At 38.9% G+C, this 19,138-nt stretch carries 11 protein-coding genes and 1 riboswitch; of the genes, 1 reads left to right on the top strand and 10 read right to left on the bottom strand.

What is annotated here, in order from left to right; translation table 11 throughout:
• Positions 1-165: 165 nt before the first annotated feature.
• The 8 genes from HHL23_RS20550 to HHL23_RS20515 all read right to left on the bottom strand — a co-directional run bounded on the left by HHL23_RS20550 (position 166) and on the right by HHL23_RS20515 (position 15,955).
• Positions 166-3,156, bottom strand: a complete 2,991-nt coding sequence (locus tag HHL23_RS20550; protein ID WP_169236613.1) for a reprolysin-like metallopeptidase — start codon at positions 3,154-3,156, stop codon at positions 166-168.
• Positions 3,157-3,282: 126 nt separating this feature from the next.
• Entirely contained in the window at positions 3,283-5,394 is a 2,112-nt protein-coding gene (locus tag HHL23_RS20545; protein WP_169236612.1) for a prolyl oligopeptidase family serine peptidase, read from the bottom strand.
• 95 nt (positions 5,395-5,489) lie between these two features.
• Positions 5,490-6,164 (bottom strand): hypothetical protein, encoded by a 675-nt coding sequence (locus HHL23_RS20540; RefSeq protein WP_169236611.1) that lies wholly within the window; start codon positions 6,162-6,164, stop codon positions 5,490-5,492.
• A gap of 220 nt (positions 6,165-6,384) precedes the next feature.
• Complete coding sequence (gene prfA, locus HHL23_RS20535) at positions 6,385-7,470, bottom strand: peptide chain release factor 1 (protein WP_169236610.1); 1,086 nt, start codon at positions 7,468-7,470, stop codon at positions 6,385-6,387.
• A gap of 197 nt (positions 7,471-7,667) precedes the next feature.
• Positions 7,668-9,056, bottom strand: coding sequence for an APC family permease (locus HHL23_RS20530; RefSeq protein ID WP_228464901.1), 1,389 nt, complete (start codon positions 9,054-9,056; stop codon positions 7,668-7,670).
• Positions 8,977-11,397 (bottom strand): TonB-dependent receptor plug domain-containing protein, encoded by a 2,421-nt coding sequence (locus tag HHL23_RS20525; RefSeq protein WP_169236609.1) that lies wholly within the window; start codon positions 11,395-11,397, stop codon positions 8,977-8,979. The genes HHL23_RS20530 and HHL23_RS20525 overlap by 80 nt, the downstream gene beginning before the upstream one ends.
• A 98-nt stretch (positions 11,398-11,495) precedes the next feature.
• Positions 11,496-11,604: riboswitch (SAM riboswitch) on the bottom strand.
• A 109-nt stretch (positions 11,605-11,713) separates the two neighbouring features.
• On the bottom strand, positions 11,714-14,551 hold the full coding sequence (locus HHL23_RS20520; protein WP_169236608.1) for an alpha-amylase family glycosyl hydrolase: 2,838 nt from the start codon (positions 14,549-14,551) through the stop codon (positions 11,714-11,716).
• Positions 14,552-14,767: 216 nt separating this feature from the next.
• The gene (locus tag HHL23_RS20515) at positions 14,768-15,955 is read right to left on the bottom strand and encodes a T9SS type A sorting domain-containing protein (RefSeq protein ID WP_169236607.1); all 1,188 of its coding nucleotides are present in this window, start codon (positions 15,953-15,955) and stop codon (positions 14,768-14,770) included.
• A 146-nt stretch (positions 15,956-16,101) separates the two neighbouring features.
• On the opposite strand from HHL23_RS20515, the gene HHL23_RS20510 reads away from it, so the two are divergent.
• Positions 16,102-16,974, top strand: a complete 873-nt coding sequence (locus tag HHL23_RS20510) for a helix-turn-helix domain-containing protein (RefSeq protein ID WP_169236606.1) — start codon at positions 16,102-16,104, stop codon at positions 16,972-16,974.
• 93 nt (positions 16,975-17,067) lie between these two features.
• On the opposite strand, the gene HHL23_RS20505 is transcribed toward HHL23_RS20510, so the two are convergent.
• Positions 17,068-17,352, bottom strand: coding sequence for a hypothetical protein (locus HHL23_RS20505; protein ID WP_185194902.1), 285 nt, complete (start codon positions 17,350-17,352; stop codon positions 17,068-17,070).
• Between the two features lie 92 nt (positions 17,353-17,444).
• Entirely contained in the window at positions 17,445-19,052 is a 1,608-nt protein-coding gene (locus tag HHL23_RS20500) for a fumarate hydratase (RefSeq protein ID WP_169236605.1), read from the bottom strand.
• Positions 19,053-19,138: the final 86 nt, after the last annotated feature.

The raw sequence follows: 19,138 nt of genomic DNA, 5'->3' as shown, positions 1-19,138 counted from the left end.
AACTGCTAATATACAAAATAAAAAACAGAAAAACAAATTAATTGTTTGATAACCAGCAATATAAGTATGCTTTTCCGTACGCCAAAAAACAAAAAAGTCGGAAGAAAAATTCTTCCGACCATGACTAGACATATGCCCGGTCTTCGTTATTAATATACTGTATGCTTATTTTTTGATAAGTTTAGTATTGTAAGTGTTTTTATCATCTTTAATGGTGATGATATACATTCCTTTAGTTAAACCAGCTACATTAATAATCTGATTATCAATATTCCCGCTCTGAACTAATCTTCCGTCTGCGCTATAGATTTTATAGTCTGCTTTTCCTTTAAGGTTTCTTACCCCTACGAAAGTATCAGCTGGATTTGGATAGATTTCAACTTCAGTTTTAGTTTCTTTAGTTTCATCTACCGCAAGTGCAGATCCGAAGATTCTCACTGAGAAGTCCATTACACTTCCTGCTCCACTTGGTAAAGTACCACACGCACTGCTTAATGCTGCAGAATAGTTAGATGCGACTCTCATTCCCACTACCTTATTTCCAACAAGAGCTGTTGCAGGAACAGTGAAGTTACCTGTAACGCTTCCTATACCATTTGCTGCAGGAGCTGTAGCAGCACTTGTATATACTTTTTCACTTGCTTCATATACCCCATTTCTGTTGTAATCGATCCATACGTTATAAGTCATAGGAGCAGCCTGATTGTAAATACCAAAAATACTTATCGGATAAGAGTTTCCTCTGATAAGGTTGATTATTTTTGCAGGGTCTTCACTTAAATCTTTGTATGATCTAATGGTAGTATCAATATGATTAATGTTAGAAAGTTGTACTCTTGCAATGTTTCCTACAGAATTATATCCCGTATTTAAGATACAGTAATTTACTCCTGTTGCCAATGGTTTTGTTTTGAAAACATAGTTTGAAGAGAAGCTTCCAGGTATGCTGTTTACCACAGCTGCTACTTGTACTTCATAAGTAGCTTCGTCTTCAAGAGTACTCAATAATAATGAATTCGTTGTGCTTGATGCATTTGTCCATGCTGAAACTCCTAATTTTCTGTAATTTACAGAGTAAGTAGCAGCTCCCGGTACACTGTTCCAAGATACGATCGCTGAATTCTTAAGGACATCTGCAGATGTAGTAGATAATCCTGTAGGCGCAGCTGTAGTAGAAGTAGGCGCCGTTCCAATAGTCACTGCAGGTGATACTGCATAGAATACATTATTGATAGCAGATACTCTCAATTTAACAGCTCCGGTTAAACTTCCCGGCATCTGTACTGCATAACTCCCCGTATTTGGTGTAGAAGCTACTAATTCAGTCCATGTAACCCCGTTATCAGCCGTATAATCTATCTTAACATTAGCTACATTATAAGGGGCAGCCGTGGTATTAGCTACAGCCCATTTAATTGTGTTTGATGCATTATTATATAAAACTGAAGAAGCTGTAAGACCATCAAATTTAAATGGTCCGTCATTTCCAACAGTAACTGTTGTTTCTGAAGAAGAAAGCATTGGTCTTTGTGCATTCTCATCTCTTACAGTAACTGCATAATGCAATTGTCTTGGAACATAAGAAACGGATTCCCAAGTTGCTTTATTAGTAAGTTTTCCGCTCATTACCAAAGGTAAGCTCGGGAAATATCTTCTTCCACTAGCCGTTCCAAAGAATGATCTTGCTACAGCACCCTGAGAATTATATCCCCATCCGCTGTCTCCAGAAATAGTAGCATCTTCGTCTACGCTGTCATACTGCTCCCATGTGTATTTAACAGGGTCAGTATCTGTTGCTGTAGCCTCTAAATAATAGGCAGTTCCTTTAGGAATACTGTATGCTGTAAGAGGAGAAATAACAGGGGCGGTATTTGTTGTAATCGTTTGAGAAACACCGCATGTTGTTTTATCATCCAGATTATTAAGAATCTGGTTTACTGAAGAATAATGGAAGTAAGCATCGGAAACCATCTGTACATTGTCATAGGTAATTCCTGCATATCCCATAATTGTTGTACCCCCTCCCGGCTCTACATTTACACCAGAACCTTCCGTATTATTTGAGAAGGTATGGTTTCCACCTAACTGGTGACCTAATTCGTGAGCTACATAATCGATATCAAATGAATCACCTGACGGAACTCCATTAGCTGGTGAAGTAAATCCAGAACCTTTGTAAGCAACTGGTGAACCTTGATCTAATGTCATATCATCGCTACAGATACATCCGATACATCCGGCATTACCTCCTCCTCCAGTGGCGCCAAATAAGTGTCCAATGTCAAAATTAGCTTCCCCAACGTTATTGTGAAGAACATTCATCAACTCTCCATTCCATAATGCATCATCTACTCCTGCATCTGAATCTGAATAAGGATCAGTAGCGGCATTCGTATAAATAATATTCGGATAATTCTGAAGAAGTAACTTAATACCAAAGTCTTTTTCGAAAACTCCATTGACTCTGGTCATGGTATTGTTTATCTGCGTAACAGCTCCGGCAACCCCTCCGAAATAAGCCGTATATTCACTTGTAGTAGACATTGCTAACCTATAAGTTCTATACTTTGTACTTGCAGGTCTGTTCGTAATTCCTACATTAGAAAGTTTTTTTTTACCGTTCTCTCTTAAAAGCTGTATATCTTTAATATTGGTTTCGTTTGTACCACATTCGAATCCCTGCTCACTGTTTGTTCTCTTTGTTTTATAGAACACTCCGTAAGTCTGCTTGTCTGTAGTGATTGGCTCAATGAACTGGAATACTCCGTCCTTGATGATCATCGACTGCATTTCTGTAGGAGACGTACTGAATCTTACATATTTGGAAGGATCTTCAACCCCTACACCTACGTAGGAACCCAACTGATATCTATCTGCCATAGACTTTTCCATCACTGGATTGCTGTATACTGCAAACTTTTCAATTTTTCCTTCTGCTGTTGGAAGAGAAACAATAACAGCCTTTGCGCCTTTCCCTGTTTCTACAGCATCTTTTAAAATACTTCTAAGTGAAGCCAGATCTACTCTGTAAGAGTATTTTACATCTACCTCTTTTCTAATTTGGGATGTTCTCTGCGAAGCAGGCTCCCATCTCTGTGCGTTGAAACTGGCAACACCCGCCGTCAATGCACAAACTAGTAAAATTCTTTTTTTCATAATGATCTACATGAATAGAATTAATAAATTTTAAATATCCGGGACAAAAATAACAATTTAATGCATAGTACCATCAAAAAAAATGGCTAATTTCAATGAAATCAGCCATTTTTTTATTTTTTTATATTAATAAGCTAATTTATTAATTCCCATTTCATATAAAGCAAATGATATAAGATCCGCATTTTCGCTGATTACTTGATCCGTTGCTCTTCCTGCACCATGCCCTGCATTTTTCTCAATTCTTAGTAAAATTGGATTCTTGCATCCTTGTTTTTCCTGAAGTTCTGCCCCAAATTTGAAAGAATGTGCAGGAACTACTCTGTCATCATGATCGCTGGTAATGATCATTGTAGAAGGATAGCATGTTCCTTTTTTCACATTATGTGCCGGAGAGTAAGATTTAAGGTATTCAAACATTTCTTTGCTATCTTCTGCCGTTCCGTAGTCGTAGGACCAACCTGCTCCCGCCGTGAACTTATTGTATCTCAGCATATCCAGAACTCCAACACCCGGAAAAGCCACTTTTGCAAGATCAGGACGCATGGTCATGGTAGCACCTACAAGAAGTCCACCGTTTGATCTTCCGGATAACGCCATATAGTCTTTGGAAGTATAGCCTTTGCTTTGCAGATATTCTCCTGCTGCAATGAAGTCTTCAAAAACATTTTTCTTCTGTGTTTTCGTACCTGCATCGTGCCATTTCTTTCCATATTCACCACCACCACGGATATTTGGCACTGCGTAGATCCCTCCGTTTTCCATCCAGATCGCATTCACTACAGAGAATGAAGGCTGAAGGCTGATGTTGAATCCTCCGTAGGAATACAGGATTGTTGGGTTTTTGCCATTAAGTTTTGTTCCTTTTTTATAATTGATCATCATAGGAATCTTGGTCCCGTCTTTTGAAGTATAGAATACCTGCTCGGAAACATAGTCCTCAGGATTAAACTTCACTTTAGGCTTCTGATACACTTCGGATTTCCCTGAATCTGCATTAAATTTATAGGTAGTTCCGGGCGTGATATAGTTGCTGAAAGTAAAATAAAGTTCTTTTTCCTCTTCCTTACCTCCAAAACCTCCAATATTTCCTTTTCCCGGAAGGGTAATTTCTCTGATCAGTTTTCCGGTCTTATCAAACTGTTTTACCTGGTCAATGGCATCGATCATATAGGTTGCAAAGAAATATCCGCCTCCTGAAGAGATTCCCAATACATTCTCTGTCTGTGGAATGAGATCTTTCCAGGTTTCCGGGGAAGGATTTGAAATGCTTGTTTTTACCAGACGCATATTGGGAGCGTCTTTATCCGTAAAGATAAACAGATCGTCTCCTTGGGTATCTACAATACTGGCATTAACATCAAATCCTTTGTTGATCTGCACAAAATCGCCTCCTTTCTTTAAATCTTTGATATACAATTCATTTCCATTCGTTGCATTGGCTGCAGAAATGATCAGGAATCTCTGGTCTTCGGAAACTCCAGCACCAAGATATCTTCTGGGCGTTTTATCACCTCCAAAAATGAGTTTATCTTCAGATTGCTTTGTTCCTAATTTGTGGAAATATACTTTATGTTTATCGGTCATTCCGGAAAGTACGGTTCCCTCTTTCGGCTTATCGTAGCTTGAATAGTAGAATCCTTCATCACCCTGCCATGAAATTCCGCTGAACTTTACGTCCACCAGCGTTTCGTCGATCTGCTTTTTGGTGATTGCATCGATGATAATGATCTTATTCCAGTCACTTCCACCTTCGGAAATAGAATAGGCGGCAAGGTTTCCTTTTTTGTTGAATGATAAATTGGAAAGCGACGTAGTTCCTTTATCTGAAAATTTATTCGGGTCTAAAAATATTTCCGTTGCTTTGGTCTTATTGTTTGTTCTATATATGGCAGACTGTGCCTGAAGGCCGTCATTTTTAGAATAGTACGTATAATCTCCCTCTTTGAAAGGTGCTGAAATTTTTTCGTAATTCCAGATGTCTCTCAGTTGGTCCTTGATTTTATTTCTGAAGGGTATTTTTGAAAGATAATTCTGACTATAGGCTACTTCATCATCTACCCATTTCTTTGTAGCTTCAGAATCATTTTCAAGATCTCTGAACGGGTCAGAAACAGCGGTGCCAAAATAAGTATCTGTCTGACTTCCTTTTACTGCTGTAGGATAATTCATTTTTTGAGAATAAAAAGTTGCTGAAAACAGGACTCCAGCGGTTAATAAAAGAGGTTTAAAATTCATAATCAAGGGTTTTCTCAAAAATACACAAAGTATGTGAAATAAAAAAAGCTCTGAAACATCAGAGCTTTTTCTTGAGATATATTTTCCAGAGATCATTATTTAGATCCGAAACTTTCAAAGTAAAAATCAGTTAATCCCGAAACGATTTCGTCAGGACTACCATTCCAATAATATATTTTCCCACCTTCATTAAGTTGATACAATTTAAACTTCTGCTCCGTTACTACTATTTTATCTGCATTTTTAAAGTCCTGTACACTCTGAACCAGGTATTTCTTAAGGTCTTCGGGCTTTACATTTTTAATATCTCCTGATGGAATATCTGAAAATTTTGAAGGAACTTTAAAACTTACTGAATAATTGATCTCAGCAATTTTCTGATCTTCTATATATTCGTTCTGGACCACTTTTACATCTTTAACGGTAAGTTTTCCATTTTTAAAATTCTCCATCATGGCACTAAAGTACTGTTCAGCTTCTTTTCTGCAGGCATCTGCCGTGGTTTTGGAAAAAGCAGATAAAAAATTGTCTGTACTTTCTTTCATCATATCCTGAGAAACTACTTTAAAATCTATCTGGTAAGCATTCTCTCCTTCCACAGTAGGCTTCAAATAATCATTCAGCTTAGTCAGTACCGCATCGTCATTTTTAACGAAAGTCCCGAAGTACATTTCAAACACTTCAGAAGGCTTTTTCACTTCGGTTTGAGCTATCAGATTTTGACTGAGTACCGCCATCATCAGCAATACAATGATCTTTAACTTCTTCATATGTCTATTTTTATTTTGTTTTTCTAGTGATTTAAGTTTTTAAAATATAATTCATTCATTTTCAGCGCCTTATTCTGAGCAAAAATATTCTGAATACAGAACAGCATCATCAGAAATAAAATTCTCACAGGTCCTTTCATAGTATAGTTTATTTTCAATCTGCTGAATGGTACAGCAAAAAAAAGCTCCTGAAATTCAAGAGCCTGATTTATAATTTATTTTAATAATTTTCTTCTTCTCCCTTCATCTTCTCTGCATTCTCCGCCATGATCACGGCATCTATCATTTCAGAAATATCTCCGTTCATGTAGGCGTCCAGATTATACATCGATTTGTTGATCCTGTGATCTGTCACCCTTCCCTGTGGATAGTTGTAAGTTTTGATCTTTGCAGAACGGTCTCCGGTAGAAACCATTGATTTACGTTGTGCTGCAATATCACCAACAGATTTTTGAACTTCAATATCATATAATTTAGTACGAAGCATTTCCATCGCTAATTCTCTATTAGCCAACTGGGAACGTGCTTGTTGACAAATTACAACCATTCCTGAAGGTTTATGTGTTAGTTGTACTTTCGTTTCAACCTTGTTTACGTTTTGCCCTCCAGCACCTCCAGAACGAGAAGTTTGCATCTCAATATCTGCAGGATTTAATTCAAAATCTATTTCTTCAGCTTCCGGTAAAACAGCAACAGTAATTGCAGAAGTATGCACTCTGCCTTGCGATTCCGTTTCAGGAACACGCTGTACGCGGTGAACGCCGGATTCAAATTTCATGATTCCATATACGCCGTCCCCTTCAATTCTGATAATTAATTCTTTATATCCTTTAGATGCCTCACTAGAATCTGTGATTTCGTGTTTCCATCCTTTGGTTTTAAAATACATGGCATAAGCCCTGTAGACATCTTCTACAAAAATTGCAGCTTCATCCCCTCCTGTTCCGGCACGAAGTTCTACAATTACGTTTTTGTCATCTGTTGGATCTTTAGGAATCAATAAAACTTTAAGCTCTTCTTCCAAACCTGGAAGTTTAGCCTGGGCTTCTACTTTTTCCTCCTTAGCCATATCTACCAAATCTCTGTCTGATCCATCAGCAATAATTTCTTCAGATTCTGCGATATTGTCTAGCGCGCCTTTATACTGATCGTAAACTCTTACAATCTTACCCAAATCACTGTATTCTTTATTTAATGAAGAATATTTTTTTTGATCTGAAATGATATCAGGCTGTATAATAAGGTCTGCGACCTCATTATATCTTTGTTTAATCGCTTCTAGCTTTGGAATTAATGATTTAGACATTCTGCAATTTTTGAGAGTGCAAAGATAAGAATTATTAATTCAAATTAAAATTCGTTTATGCGATCAAATCATCATAATTTTTTGAATCATTTAGGTTTATGATATTTTGAAGATCATCAAGTGCGTTTCAACCCTGGGATTTCACTTAAAATCAGAATGATTGCTTTAATGAATATTGATGATTATCCACTGAATGATTATTCTGCAGGCTTAGTAAAAAACTTTTTATCAATGACATATAAAATCAGTCCGAGGGCTACAATTCCCAGCCCTATAATACTCTCTTTAGGATTATGAATAAGTGTAAAATAGAGGATATAAACACTGAAAAGCAGAAAAACGGTCGGAAATAGGTAGAATAAATTCGATTTAAATATCTTTCGCTGGTCTTTTTTCAAAAAGAAAACGGTAGAAATGGATAGGCTGGCAAACAGCTGAAGGATAAAAGCGGTATAGACAAAAATTTCTTTGAAGCTTCCTGTCAGAATGATCACCGAAGCAATCACAGCGTGTACAAAAATAGCTCTTACCGGAATTCCTTTTTTATTGTTAACAGCAAGTGATCTCCACAAATGATTTTCTTTCGCAAAAGCCTGTGTCAGTCTTGAACCTACCCACAGATATCCGCTAATGGTCGCAATCAGCTGTAATGCGATAAAAATATTGACAATTTTCCCAAAACCGATACCCAGCATATTGCCCGCCGCTTCTCCCATCACATCTTCTTTTCCCGCCATCTGGCTTATGGGGGCATGTTTAAGCATTATATAATTGACCAGAAGATAACTCACCGTTACAAAAACAGTTCCCACAATTAAAGCTCTGGGAAGATTCTTCTGAACATCTTTTATTTCTCCTGCGATATAGGATGCAGAATTCCATCCGGTATAGGAATAGGTAACAAAAACCAGAGATGTTGCAAATGCCGGGAGCATAATTTCGTCTTGCCAGCTGCTTCCGAATTCCAGACTGTTTCCTGCCTCAGATCCTGGCAGTACTACACCAAGAATGACCAAAACGATGATAAAAGCGATCTTAATAAAGGTGAAAAAATTATGGAATCTGCTCGAAGTTTTAAGACTGAACGACAAGGCTGCTGCCACCAAAAAAATAAATCCAATGGCAAAGCCGTTTCCAAAGGTGTAATTAAATGCTGAAAGGTATTTTGACATAGCCAACGCAGCCAGAGCAACAGGCGCAGAAAAACCAATAATCAGAGAGATCCAGCTGACCAGATAGCCGAAAACTGGGTGATAGGTTTCTTTGAGATAAATATAATCTCCCCCATTTCCTTTAAAATAAGATCCCAGCTCAGCATAGCAAAACGCCCCAAACAAAGCGAGAATCCCACCGATGATCCACAACAGAAAAATGCTGTAGGTATTGGTAATATCAGAAAGCTGGAAGCCTAAAGTGGTGAATATCCCCGTCCCGATCATATTGGAAACGACAATAGCAGCGGCGGTTTTCCAGCCGATCTGGTGTGTAGCAGTACTCATTTCGCAGTTAAAAATTAAAATTAAGTCTTCCGAAGAAATAGCTCCCCAGTGTTCCCATCTGAACCGGAGCATACTTAAATACCCCATAGTATGAATTTTCATAGATCTGAAGATCAGGAAATACATCAAATACGTTATTGGCACCCACCGTCAGGTTAATACTTTTTGTGATATCATATCCTACGCTCACATCCGTTACTACTTTAGGCGTAAAACTCTGAACTTTCCCAAAAGGATACCCATCTCTTATGACCTGGCCAAAATACGTATTTCTTACCATGAAATTGAATTTTCCGATGGCATAATTCAGTCCCAGGGAAGCTTTTGTTTTTGGAGACAGGGTTTCGATGATATTGATCTGGTCCGGCCCGAAGAATTCATTTTGGGCAGGTACTAATTTTTCAGGAAAATGAAAATCTTTGATCTTTGTCTCTGTATAATTTCCTGCCAGATTGATATTTAAATTTCCAGCACCCAATTTCCAATCATAGGTAACTACCACATCAACACCTTTTGTTTCTGTATCAATTGCATTGGCAAAAAATCTTCCGCTTTCTACATTATACTCAGCCAGTCTTGGATCTGTGATATTGCTGGTGATCACAATTCTATCTTTCACTCTGATCCAATAGCCATCAATAGTAACAAGCAGTCTGTTGGCAGGCTTTAGAGCAAATCCTGCACTGGCATTCACTGATGTTTCCTGCTTTAATTTATCAAATCCCAGCGCTTTGGCAGCACCACTATCGTTTCTGAAAATTCCTTTCGTCACAATTCCCGATCCTGAAGTGGAAATATCTGCATAGGAATTATTAAAATACTGCTGCTGAAGGGATGGAGCCCTGAAACCGGTTCCCACAGCCGCCCGTATAGCATAGTTTTTTACAAATTCATATCTCACGGCCAGTTTTCCGTTAAGGGTATTTCCAAAATCTGAATAGTTTTCAAATCTCCCGGCAAGATCTATATTTAATTTTTTAGCAAGATCATAAGAAACATCTGCATATACCGCTGCTGAATGTCTGGATTTTTTCACTGCATTATCCGGTGAAAAACCGATAAACGACTGTGAACCGCCATTCCCCTCAACCGTAGAACCAGGGCCAGCAGGATTTCCGTTGATATCATAACGGGTGTAGGAAGCTTCATCTCCGGGCTTGATCTCGTACTGTTCAAAACGGAATTCTCCTCCAAATGCTACATTCAACTGATTGATATTTTTAGAAACATCAAGATTGACCGTATTCTGAAGGAAACTGTGTGCCCCTGCATAAAAACTTGTTGGAGATTTCGCCCCCAAAGAAGCGTTATTAGTATTGTTTACGTTGTAATTGAATGTATTGCTTCCAAAAGTATTGCTTAAATCAATCAGCCAGTTATTGACATTGTATTTAGCTCCTAAAGCATAGGAAAAATCGTATACCTGTGATCCCAGATAAGCCTGAAATCCATTGGGATAAATAGAAGAAACCACATTTGATGTTTCACTTGGCAGCCTTCTGAAACCAAAACCTTTTCCTTCTTTCATGCTGAAACCTCCGAAGGAATACAGCCTGAAGTTTTCACTCAAAGGATATTCGGAATTAAAAAACAGTTGGGCCTGTCTGATTTGAGCATCTCCGATCTGAAAATTAAAATCATCACGGGTGAGTCCCAGTTCTCTTATTTTTTGATCATCGGCTGCTCTGGCAGCGTCAGGATCATCAGCAAATTCATAAGCAAAATTATTCCCGAAAATATCAAGATCATGATTTTGAGTTCTTGTAGTTTTTCCTCTATGGCTCAACTGTAGGGAAAGATTGATATAGCTGTCTTTTTTTCCCAAAGAAGATCCGTAGTTGATTCCGGCCTGATACGTTTCTCCGTCATTGCGGCCGCTAATTCCGTAAGATGCCGATGCAGACGCTCCGATATCTTTTTTAAGAATAATATTCACTACTCCTGCAATGGCATCTGAACCATATTGTGCTGCTGCCCCATCTCGCAGAACTTCTATTCTGTCAATAGCGATTACGGGAATTGTACTCAGGTCTGTTCCTACAGATCCGTTTCCGACCGTATTCTGATAATTGACCAATGAAGTGGTGTGTCTTCTTTTTCCGTTGATCAGGACCAGAACCTGATCAGGACCCATTCCTCTTAAGGTTACGGGATCAATATGTTCCGTCCCGTCAGAAGCGGACTGCCTCACTGTATTAAATGACGGGATCACATAATTCAGAAGGTCCTGAACCGTAGTCTGCGGAGCAGATCTCTGCAGCTTTTCTATGTTGATAATATCTACCGGAACCGGAGTTTCCAGTTTTGCTCTTTTGGCATTCCGGTTTCCTACGATCACTACATCCTCAATCTGAGTTCCTTTTTCCTGTTCCTGTGCGTTGACCAAAACGGATCCCAAGAGTATAACAGACAGGCTTAATTTTTTCATCTTTTGTTCTTGTAAATTAATAATAACATGCTTCCACGGAGCTCATCCGCAGATATAAAAGACTTCAAGAAATGGAATTGCTGTCAGAATATTGACTTTGTTCATCTTCCCCACAACGGGCTGGAATTAGCACCTTTACACTTTTTAGAGACGTGCAGGTTGCTAAGGTTTCATAGGGCCAAATCCCTCCACCTTTCTCGATAATCTGCTGCAAAAGTAGACTAATATTTTTAATTGGCAAAAAAGTAGATTTATATATTATTATGTGCTGTAAATAAAAAAGAGGGATCATGTACTTTCATCATCCCTCTTTATATTATTTAATCATCATTTTCTGAATTGCCGTGCCTGTTTCGGAACGTAGATGAACCAGATAAGTGCTTGGCGGATATCCTACTTTCAATTCATAGGTTCCGTTTTCCTGATTTAACTTAAATGAATCCAGTTTTTTACCCCCCATATCAAAGATGGCGATTTCTCCATTCTTTGCTTTATGATAGATCAATTTTACCAATCCATTCTTTACCGGATTATCTGCAATCTGAAGTGATAATTTATTGGCCACATTGACGTCAATGGTTGACAATGCCCCTGAATAGTTACCAAAAATCCTGAATTCTCCGGGCTGCAGCATAATAGGAGTTGTGGTAGAAGCAAAATTCGAGATCGTATTATCCATCAGGTTCTGCCATTGCCCTGCATACGGGAAATAGGGAACGACATTTTGTGCGGAAGTGGTATAATTGGCCAGCACCACAACGTTTTTCATTCCACTTATTGCATTATCATACACATAAATCCTTGTGATCAGCCCTTCAGGATCATTGGTAAGGTTGTTGGATTCTATCGTGTATGTTTTAGATTTGAAAACCTGATGGCTATTTCTGATATTGATAATTTTAGCCCAGGTATCATAAACCGCTTTCCTGTTTGCATTGGTATCATAGCCTAATGTAAAGGCAACAGGTTTTTCATCGGTTCTGCATCCGCTGCTGATCGTTCCGTTTGCACAACGGTTGATACTGAATTCGTAGCCCAATTCTCCAAACTGCCAGATCATTTTCGGTCCGGGAATGGTAAAAAATGTAGCCCCGAATGTTTTCATTCTTTCTAAAGCCGTGTTCAAATTGGTCACATTATAACTTCCGTTTACAGCTCCATAAGCAAGGTTCTTAAACATTAATCTTTCTTCATCATGACTTTCCCCGTATCCCACGGCGCTCATATTGGTAAACCCGTGAAGACTGTGGTTCATTCTGTCATAATTGCTGTTATCCTTATAGCCCATCGTATTCTGATTATATGGATCAGTCTGCTTATTCCACAGCATCACTCCTTTTCCTTCCGCTATTCTGTAGTTCGCCCACTGCTGTTCTTCCGCATCTGTTCCCAAATGTTCGAAGATCATATAGGAGTTCGGGTCGATAGCCCATTGTTTGTCAGCATATTGCTTCATAATATCTACCCTGTCCTGCTGGTAAGCATTGGTACAGACTTCATCATTTTCAGAGCAGTTTTGGGTAAACCCTTTAGTGAGATCCCAACGGAATCCATCGATATGATATTCAGTCAGCCATTGCTGAAGGCTTCTTTCAACGTAATATTGAGTTGAAGGACTTGTATGGTTGAAATCATTAAACACATTATAGGAATGCTTGGGAACCTGATTGAAATAAGGATTGTTAGCCGCTATTCCACCATAACCGTCACCATCGGGATCAATATTCCAGAGTCTCGCCAGAGGAGAACGTCCCGTTGCATGGTTAAAGGCAATGTCTAAAATAACAGCAATCCCGTTCTGATGACACAGATCGACAAATTCTTTGAATTTTTCAGGAGTTCCGTAAGCTTTGTCTAGTGCATAATGGAAAGAAGTATTGTAGCCCCACGAAAGGTTTCCTTCAAATTCCATAATAGGAAGCAGCTCGATGGCATTGATATTCAAATTTTTCAAATAAGAGATCTTGTTAATCAGTGACTGCCAGTTTTTTTCCTGCGTAAAATCCCTCAGTAATAATTCATACACCATCAGGTTTTCTTTAGCTGGTCTTTGAAAATTGGTCATCTGCCAGTTATAAGGAGCCTGTCCGGTTTTAAATACTGAAACTTCGAAGTCCTGTCCTGCAGGAAACGCTGGCAGGTTGGGATAGGTAGAACTTGAGATCCACTGATCATCATAGGAAGATAAAATCTGTGGCGAATAAGGGTCTGCTACTTTTTTCAGATCATTGGTTCTGTACTGAAAAGTATATAATTGTTGTGGAGTCAGGCCATTTAATTCGATCCAGTAAAGATCCGGATTTGTGGTGTCTCTTTTCATTAAATATGTGTCATTCACTGCCCAGTTATTGAAGCTTCCGATGACATGCACAAAATTTTTATGAGGGGCATACAGAGCAAGACCCACTTTCGTCTGATCTGAAGGAAGGTAATTAATTCCCTGTCTGATCCAGTTTGGAATCGCTTCCGAGATTACTGTTCTGGGAGTCTGTAGTATGAAAACTGCATTCTTTGAGTTTGAATTGGTATCCGTTGCAATCAGCTCCATGTTGGCGTCCTGAGTTACCGTATAGCTGTAATTATAAGACTGTGAAGGAGTAGAGGTAGAATTCACAACCGTACCATTCGCCTTTAACTGAAATGTGGCATTAACGTTCGTTGTTGCCGTAATATTGACAGAGTTTCCTGCCGGAACCGTGGTCAGGCTATTGGCTACAGGATTGGTTAAGCTTAAATTTAAAATACCAACATTGACAAAAATATCCGGGGAGGTCTGGTGGGAGCCTGTTTTATCTTTTAACAGAAACCCGAACCTACCTATTCCTGTTCTTCCGAAAAAAGCAGTAGGAGTCATGGTTAGGGAGTAGGTATCTGTCCCGGAATTATAATTGAGCTTATTCAGATCATTGGAATTGTTCCAGCTTCCGTTGGTAGGACAATCCTGGCTGTTCTGATAATTGGTATCAAAAGACCATGACCAAATGTAAATGGAATTATTGGAAACACCCCAGGCAGATTCATCGATCTGATCTCCGGGAACGGTGAGGGTAATTGCATCCGTTTCGTTGAATGGATTTGGAGCAATTGTATAGTTGATCTGTCCAAAAGCGAACACCGCAATGAGCAGATAAACAAGGGAATAAAACTTTTTCATTTCTTTATTTTTATCGAATATAGTATTAATTTTCATTTTTTCACTTTATTTCCAGGTGAAAAAAAAGCTCTGAAAAAAGGCCCATGAAAAATTTCATAAGCCTTTACGATAAAAGTAATTGTAATGAACTATGCTTAAAACAAATCAATTCCGGGCTTTCACAACAAAGGACTTTCCTAAAAAAGCCCCTTGCTGATCAATCAAACGTATGAGGATCTAGTTTTTAATAATTTTCTTAGAAAAAACCTGTCCGTTCTTTACCTTTAATTCTACAATATAAATTCCGTTCGGAAGTCCGTTCAGATTGATCTGGTTGTTGGAAAACTGAATATTGTTTAGTCTCTGTCCTACCATATTGATAACATTCACATTCTCAATCAATGAATCTGCTTTAATATTTAAGATTCCATTCGTAGGATTCGGATAAAATCCTATCGTTTCAGTCTTTCGGATGATATCTGCTGTTCCTAACGCAGGACCTGTCTTAATACATCGTACTGCAGACCCCTGTCCTCGCATTGCTCCTGAAGAAGGATTAGCGATGGTAGAACCTATGTATAAGTATTTTCCTCCTGAATTTGAAGTATCTGAGCTCCAGAAATACCCTCTTTGCCCTACAAAAGTAAGCGCTCCGTTTGAAGAGCTTCTATACCCTGATGCCGGCAGTTTTAAATGACTATTGTAGCCTGTTCCCGGGTTGGCAATATTTTCTGAATCTACAATGGCTGTCCACTCTGCCTGAGAAGGCATCTTCCATCCTGCTCCTACTGCCATGCACGGATCCGCTCCTACATTGTTTGATGCGTTGGCAGCATTGGAAGCTGTCCATTTATCAGTAGCTGCAGAAACGCCCCACCACGAAGGTGACCCGATGATAAAGGCATTGGATCCAGCCAACCCATCCGGTGTGTTTGGTGATGTAGGCGCTGCCGTAGCCGAATTTCTCAGCTGATGACCATCGTCCCATCTTCCCCATTGGAAAAGATCTCCGTATGATTCAGCGTCACCCATTGCAGACGCTACCTGAGCGCTTCCAAGGTTCTGCTGTAACCAGATATTGCCATCACCGCCTCTTACCGTAGAATAAGTTACCTTCTGTCCTTGGTAAGTAAAAGTAACACACCCCGTATCTCCTGCGTTGCTTCCCGGATCTGTATTGGTACAGCCGGGTGGAGTTCCATTCAGTGGGATTCTTTTGACTTTGGTAACATCTTCGGAATAAGAAAGATAATAATTTCCGGTTTGATCTACTACTACATTATTATAACTGCTACCCGCAGCCGAAACTCCCTGTGCATCTCCTACATCCTCCCATTGCTGGGAGTATAGATAACTTCCTGCGATGGTTAGCAATGCTAAACCGGCTCCTATTTTTCGGATCTCAAAATGTAAATTTTGAAACATATTCAATATTATTTTTAATTATTCTAAATTTAATTTTACGCAAAATTACCTTTCATTCTTAATCCTGAGTTATCATTTCCAAACTTTTTGTTATCCTATGTAAGGCTTTTGTCTCAAATTGTACTCTACCCGTAAAATCATTTCGTATGAAGAATCTCTCCAGCAGCGGATTACTGTTCAGTTCCGAAAACATCAAGATCGTCCTGCAGGAAGATCAGCAGCCCGAAAAGTTTTCAAGATTATATATGATTGAAAGCAAGGAGAGTTTCAGCCTTCTTTTTCTGCTAAGCCCCAATATTAAACTGGAGGCGAATGACTGTGAGACCAGGTTTCTGTTCAGGAAAAATCAATATATTCTTCATTATTCTTCTCAGGAAAGCACCGCAGATCTCTGGACAGAAAACCAAGAAACGATAAAATATTTCCACATCCAGATCAATTACCAGTATATTTTTAACCTCATCAATCCGGAATCGAGCACAGAAAATGCGGATATTCTGGAGAACATGATGACGAACAATTATATATTTCTTCATCAGAAAACACCACCCTACATGACTGTGGAAATGCATATGATCTTAAATGAGCTGATCAGCTATTCAAAAAAAGGGATGATGCAGAGGTTGTTTGTGGAGGCCAAGATCATTAAGCTTCTGATCCTGATCTTTGAACAATTTAATGAAAAGAATACAACACAGGCAGAGCCGGGAACTTCTTTTGTGATAAAAAAATTCATTGATGAAAATTATCATAAAAATATCCGTGCGGAAGACATAGGAAAGCTTACCGGCATTAATCAGAATAAGATCAGGAAAGAGTTTAAGGCACAGTACCAGATGACTGTAGCTGATTATATTTCGGAGCTGAGAATGCTGAAAGCGAAGAAAATGATTATTGACAAAGGGATTATGATCAAAGAAATTGCCATTGAATGCGGATATGAATATGTCCAGAATTTTACACGGGCATTTAAGAAAAAATTCGGAATCTCACCCGAAAAGCTGAGAAATGGATACTAAAAAACCGCTTAAAAAAATTAAGCGGTTTATATATATTGTTTTGCTTTGATATTACTTTTTCAGAATTAAGGTGAAAAAGCAATGACAATCAAATTAATGATGATGTCCGTGATCGTGTAGAAACGGTCCGTTTCCTTTAGGATTGCTGTAGATTACTTCTACACCTTCCTGCTCATTAACCTGTTTTCTTCTGATGTCCTCAGGGTCGAAAGGTTTTACTTTTCCGAAATATTCTTTCAGACCTTCAGTTAACCACATTGGGATTACCAAACCGAAGAACATGAAGATACACCAGAACCCTACTAAGAACATGATTATAAAGAATACAGTCCATAGGAACTGGTAGAACGGCCAAAATGCTGATAAAATCGTTATCATTCTTTAAAGATTTTAGGCAAAAATAGGACTTTTTTGCGTTGTACACAAAAGATACATGTCCTATTTTCTAATTTATTTTAATTTTAAACTAATTAGTGCGCTAGATTTGCAAAGAAATCGTTGCCTTTATCGTCCGTAATGATGAAGGCCGGGAAGTCTTTTACTTCGATCTTTCTTACCGCTTCCATCCCCAGTTCAGGGAAATCTACGATATCTACGGATACAATATTGTCTTTGGCAAGGATAGCCGCAGGACCACCAATGGATCCCAGATAGAATCCTCCGTATTTACTGCATGCATCTGTTACTTCTTTAGTTCTATTCCCTTTCGCAAGCATAATCATACTTCCGCCATAGCTCTGGAATTCGTCAACATAGACGTCCATTCTTCCGGCAGTTGTAGGTCCGAAGCTTCCTGAAGCCATTCCTTCCGGAGTTTTTGCAGGTCCAGCGTAATAAATGGGATGATTTTTGAAATATTCAGGCATCGGTTGTCCGCTATCCAGGATTTCTTTGATTTTTGCATGAGCAATATCTCTTGCAACGATCAATGTTCCGTTTAATTTTAATCTGGTTTTGATCGGATATTTCGACAGCTCAGCCAATATTTCAGGCATCGGCTTATTCAAATTGATTTCAACAGCTTCTTCTAAGTGTGGAGGGGTATCCGGTAAAAATCTTTTCGGATTTTCTTCCAGCTGCTCTAGGAAAATACCGTCTTTGGTGATTTTTCCTTTAATATTTCTGTCTGCAGAACATGAAACTCCCATTCCTACCGGACAAGAAGCAGCGTGACGAGGAAGTCTGATCACTCTTACGTCATGGGTAAGATATTTTCCTCCAAACTGGGCTCCGATCGCACTTTCCTGGCAGATTTTCTGAACTTTAGCTTCCCATTCAAGATCTCTGAAAGCCTGTCCGCCTTCATTTCCTTCAGTAGGTAGATGATCGTAATATTTTGCAGATGCTTTTTTCACGGCAGCTAAATTCGCTTCAGCAGAAGTTCCTCCAATGACAAGCGCCAGGTGATATGGAGGGCACGCAGCCGTTCCAAGATCTGAGATTCTTTCTTTAACAAATGCTTCAAGAGACTTTTCGTTCAGTAACGATTTCGTTTTTTGGTACAGGAATGTTTTGTTAGCAGATCCTCCTCCTTTCGTTAAAAATAAAAACTCATAGTAATCTCCTTTTTTAGCATAGATATCAATCTGTGCCGGAAGGTTTGATCCTGAATTCTTCTCTTCAAACATGGTCAAAGGAACCACCTGTGAATATCTAAGGTTTCTTTTCTGGTACGTATTGTAAATTCCTTTACTCAGGTATTCTCCATCATCCACTCCGGTGTAAACACTTTCTCCTTTTTTTCCCATTACAATGGCCGTTCCTGTATCCTGACATGAAGGAAGTGCTCCCTCAACGGCAACCGCGGCATTCTGCAACAGGTTATACGCTACGAATCTGTCATTATCTGTAGCTTCCGGATCATCGATGATTTTTTTAAGACTTGCCAGGTGTGAAGAACGAAGCATGAAAGAAACATCAGCCATAGCTTCTTCAGCCAAAAGCTCCAATCCCTTTGGATCAATGGTTAAAATTTCCCTGTCTCCTAATTTTTCAACCTTTACATAGTCTGATGTCAATTTTTTATACACCGTATCATCTTTCTGGATCGGATACGGATCCTGATATCTAAAATCCATTCAATTTTTGTTTGTGCAAAAATACGGCATCCTCAAAAAAGCATGAGTAAAATCAGTCATCCATATTGATATTTATAATGGTTATA

It is taken from the genome of Chryseobacterium antibioticum (assembly GCF_012927325.1).
In the GTDB taxonomy this organism is placed as follows: Bacteria; Bacteroidota; Bacteroidia; order Flavobacteriales; family Weeksellaceae; genus Chryseobacterium; species Chryseobacterium antibioticum.
This window is presented reverse-complemented; position numbering and strand designations above follow the sequence as displayed.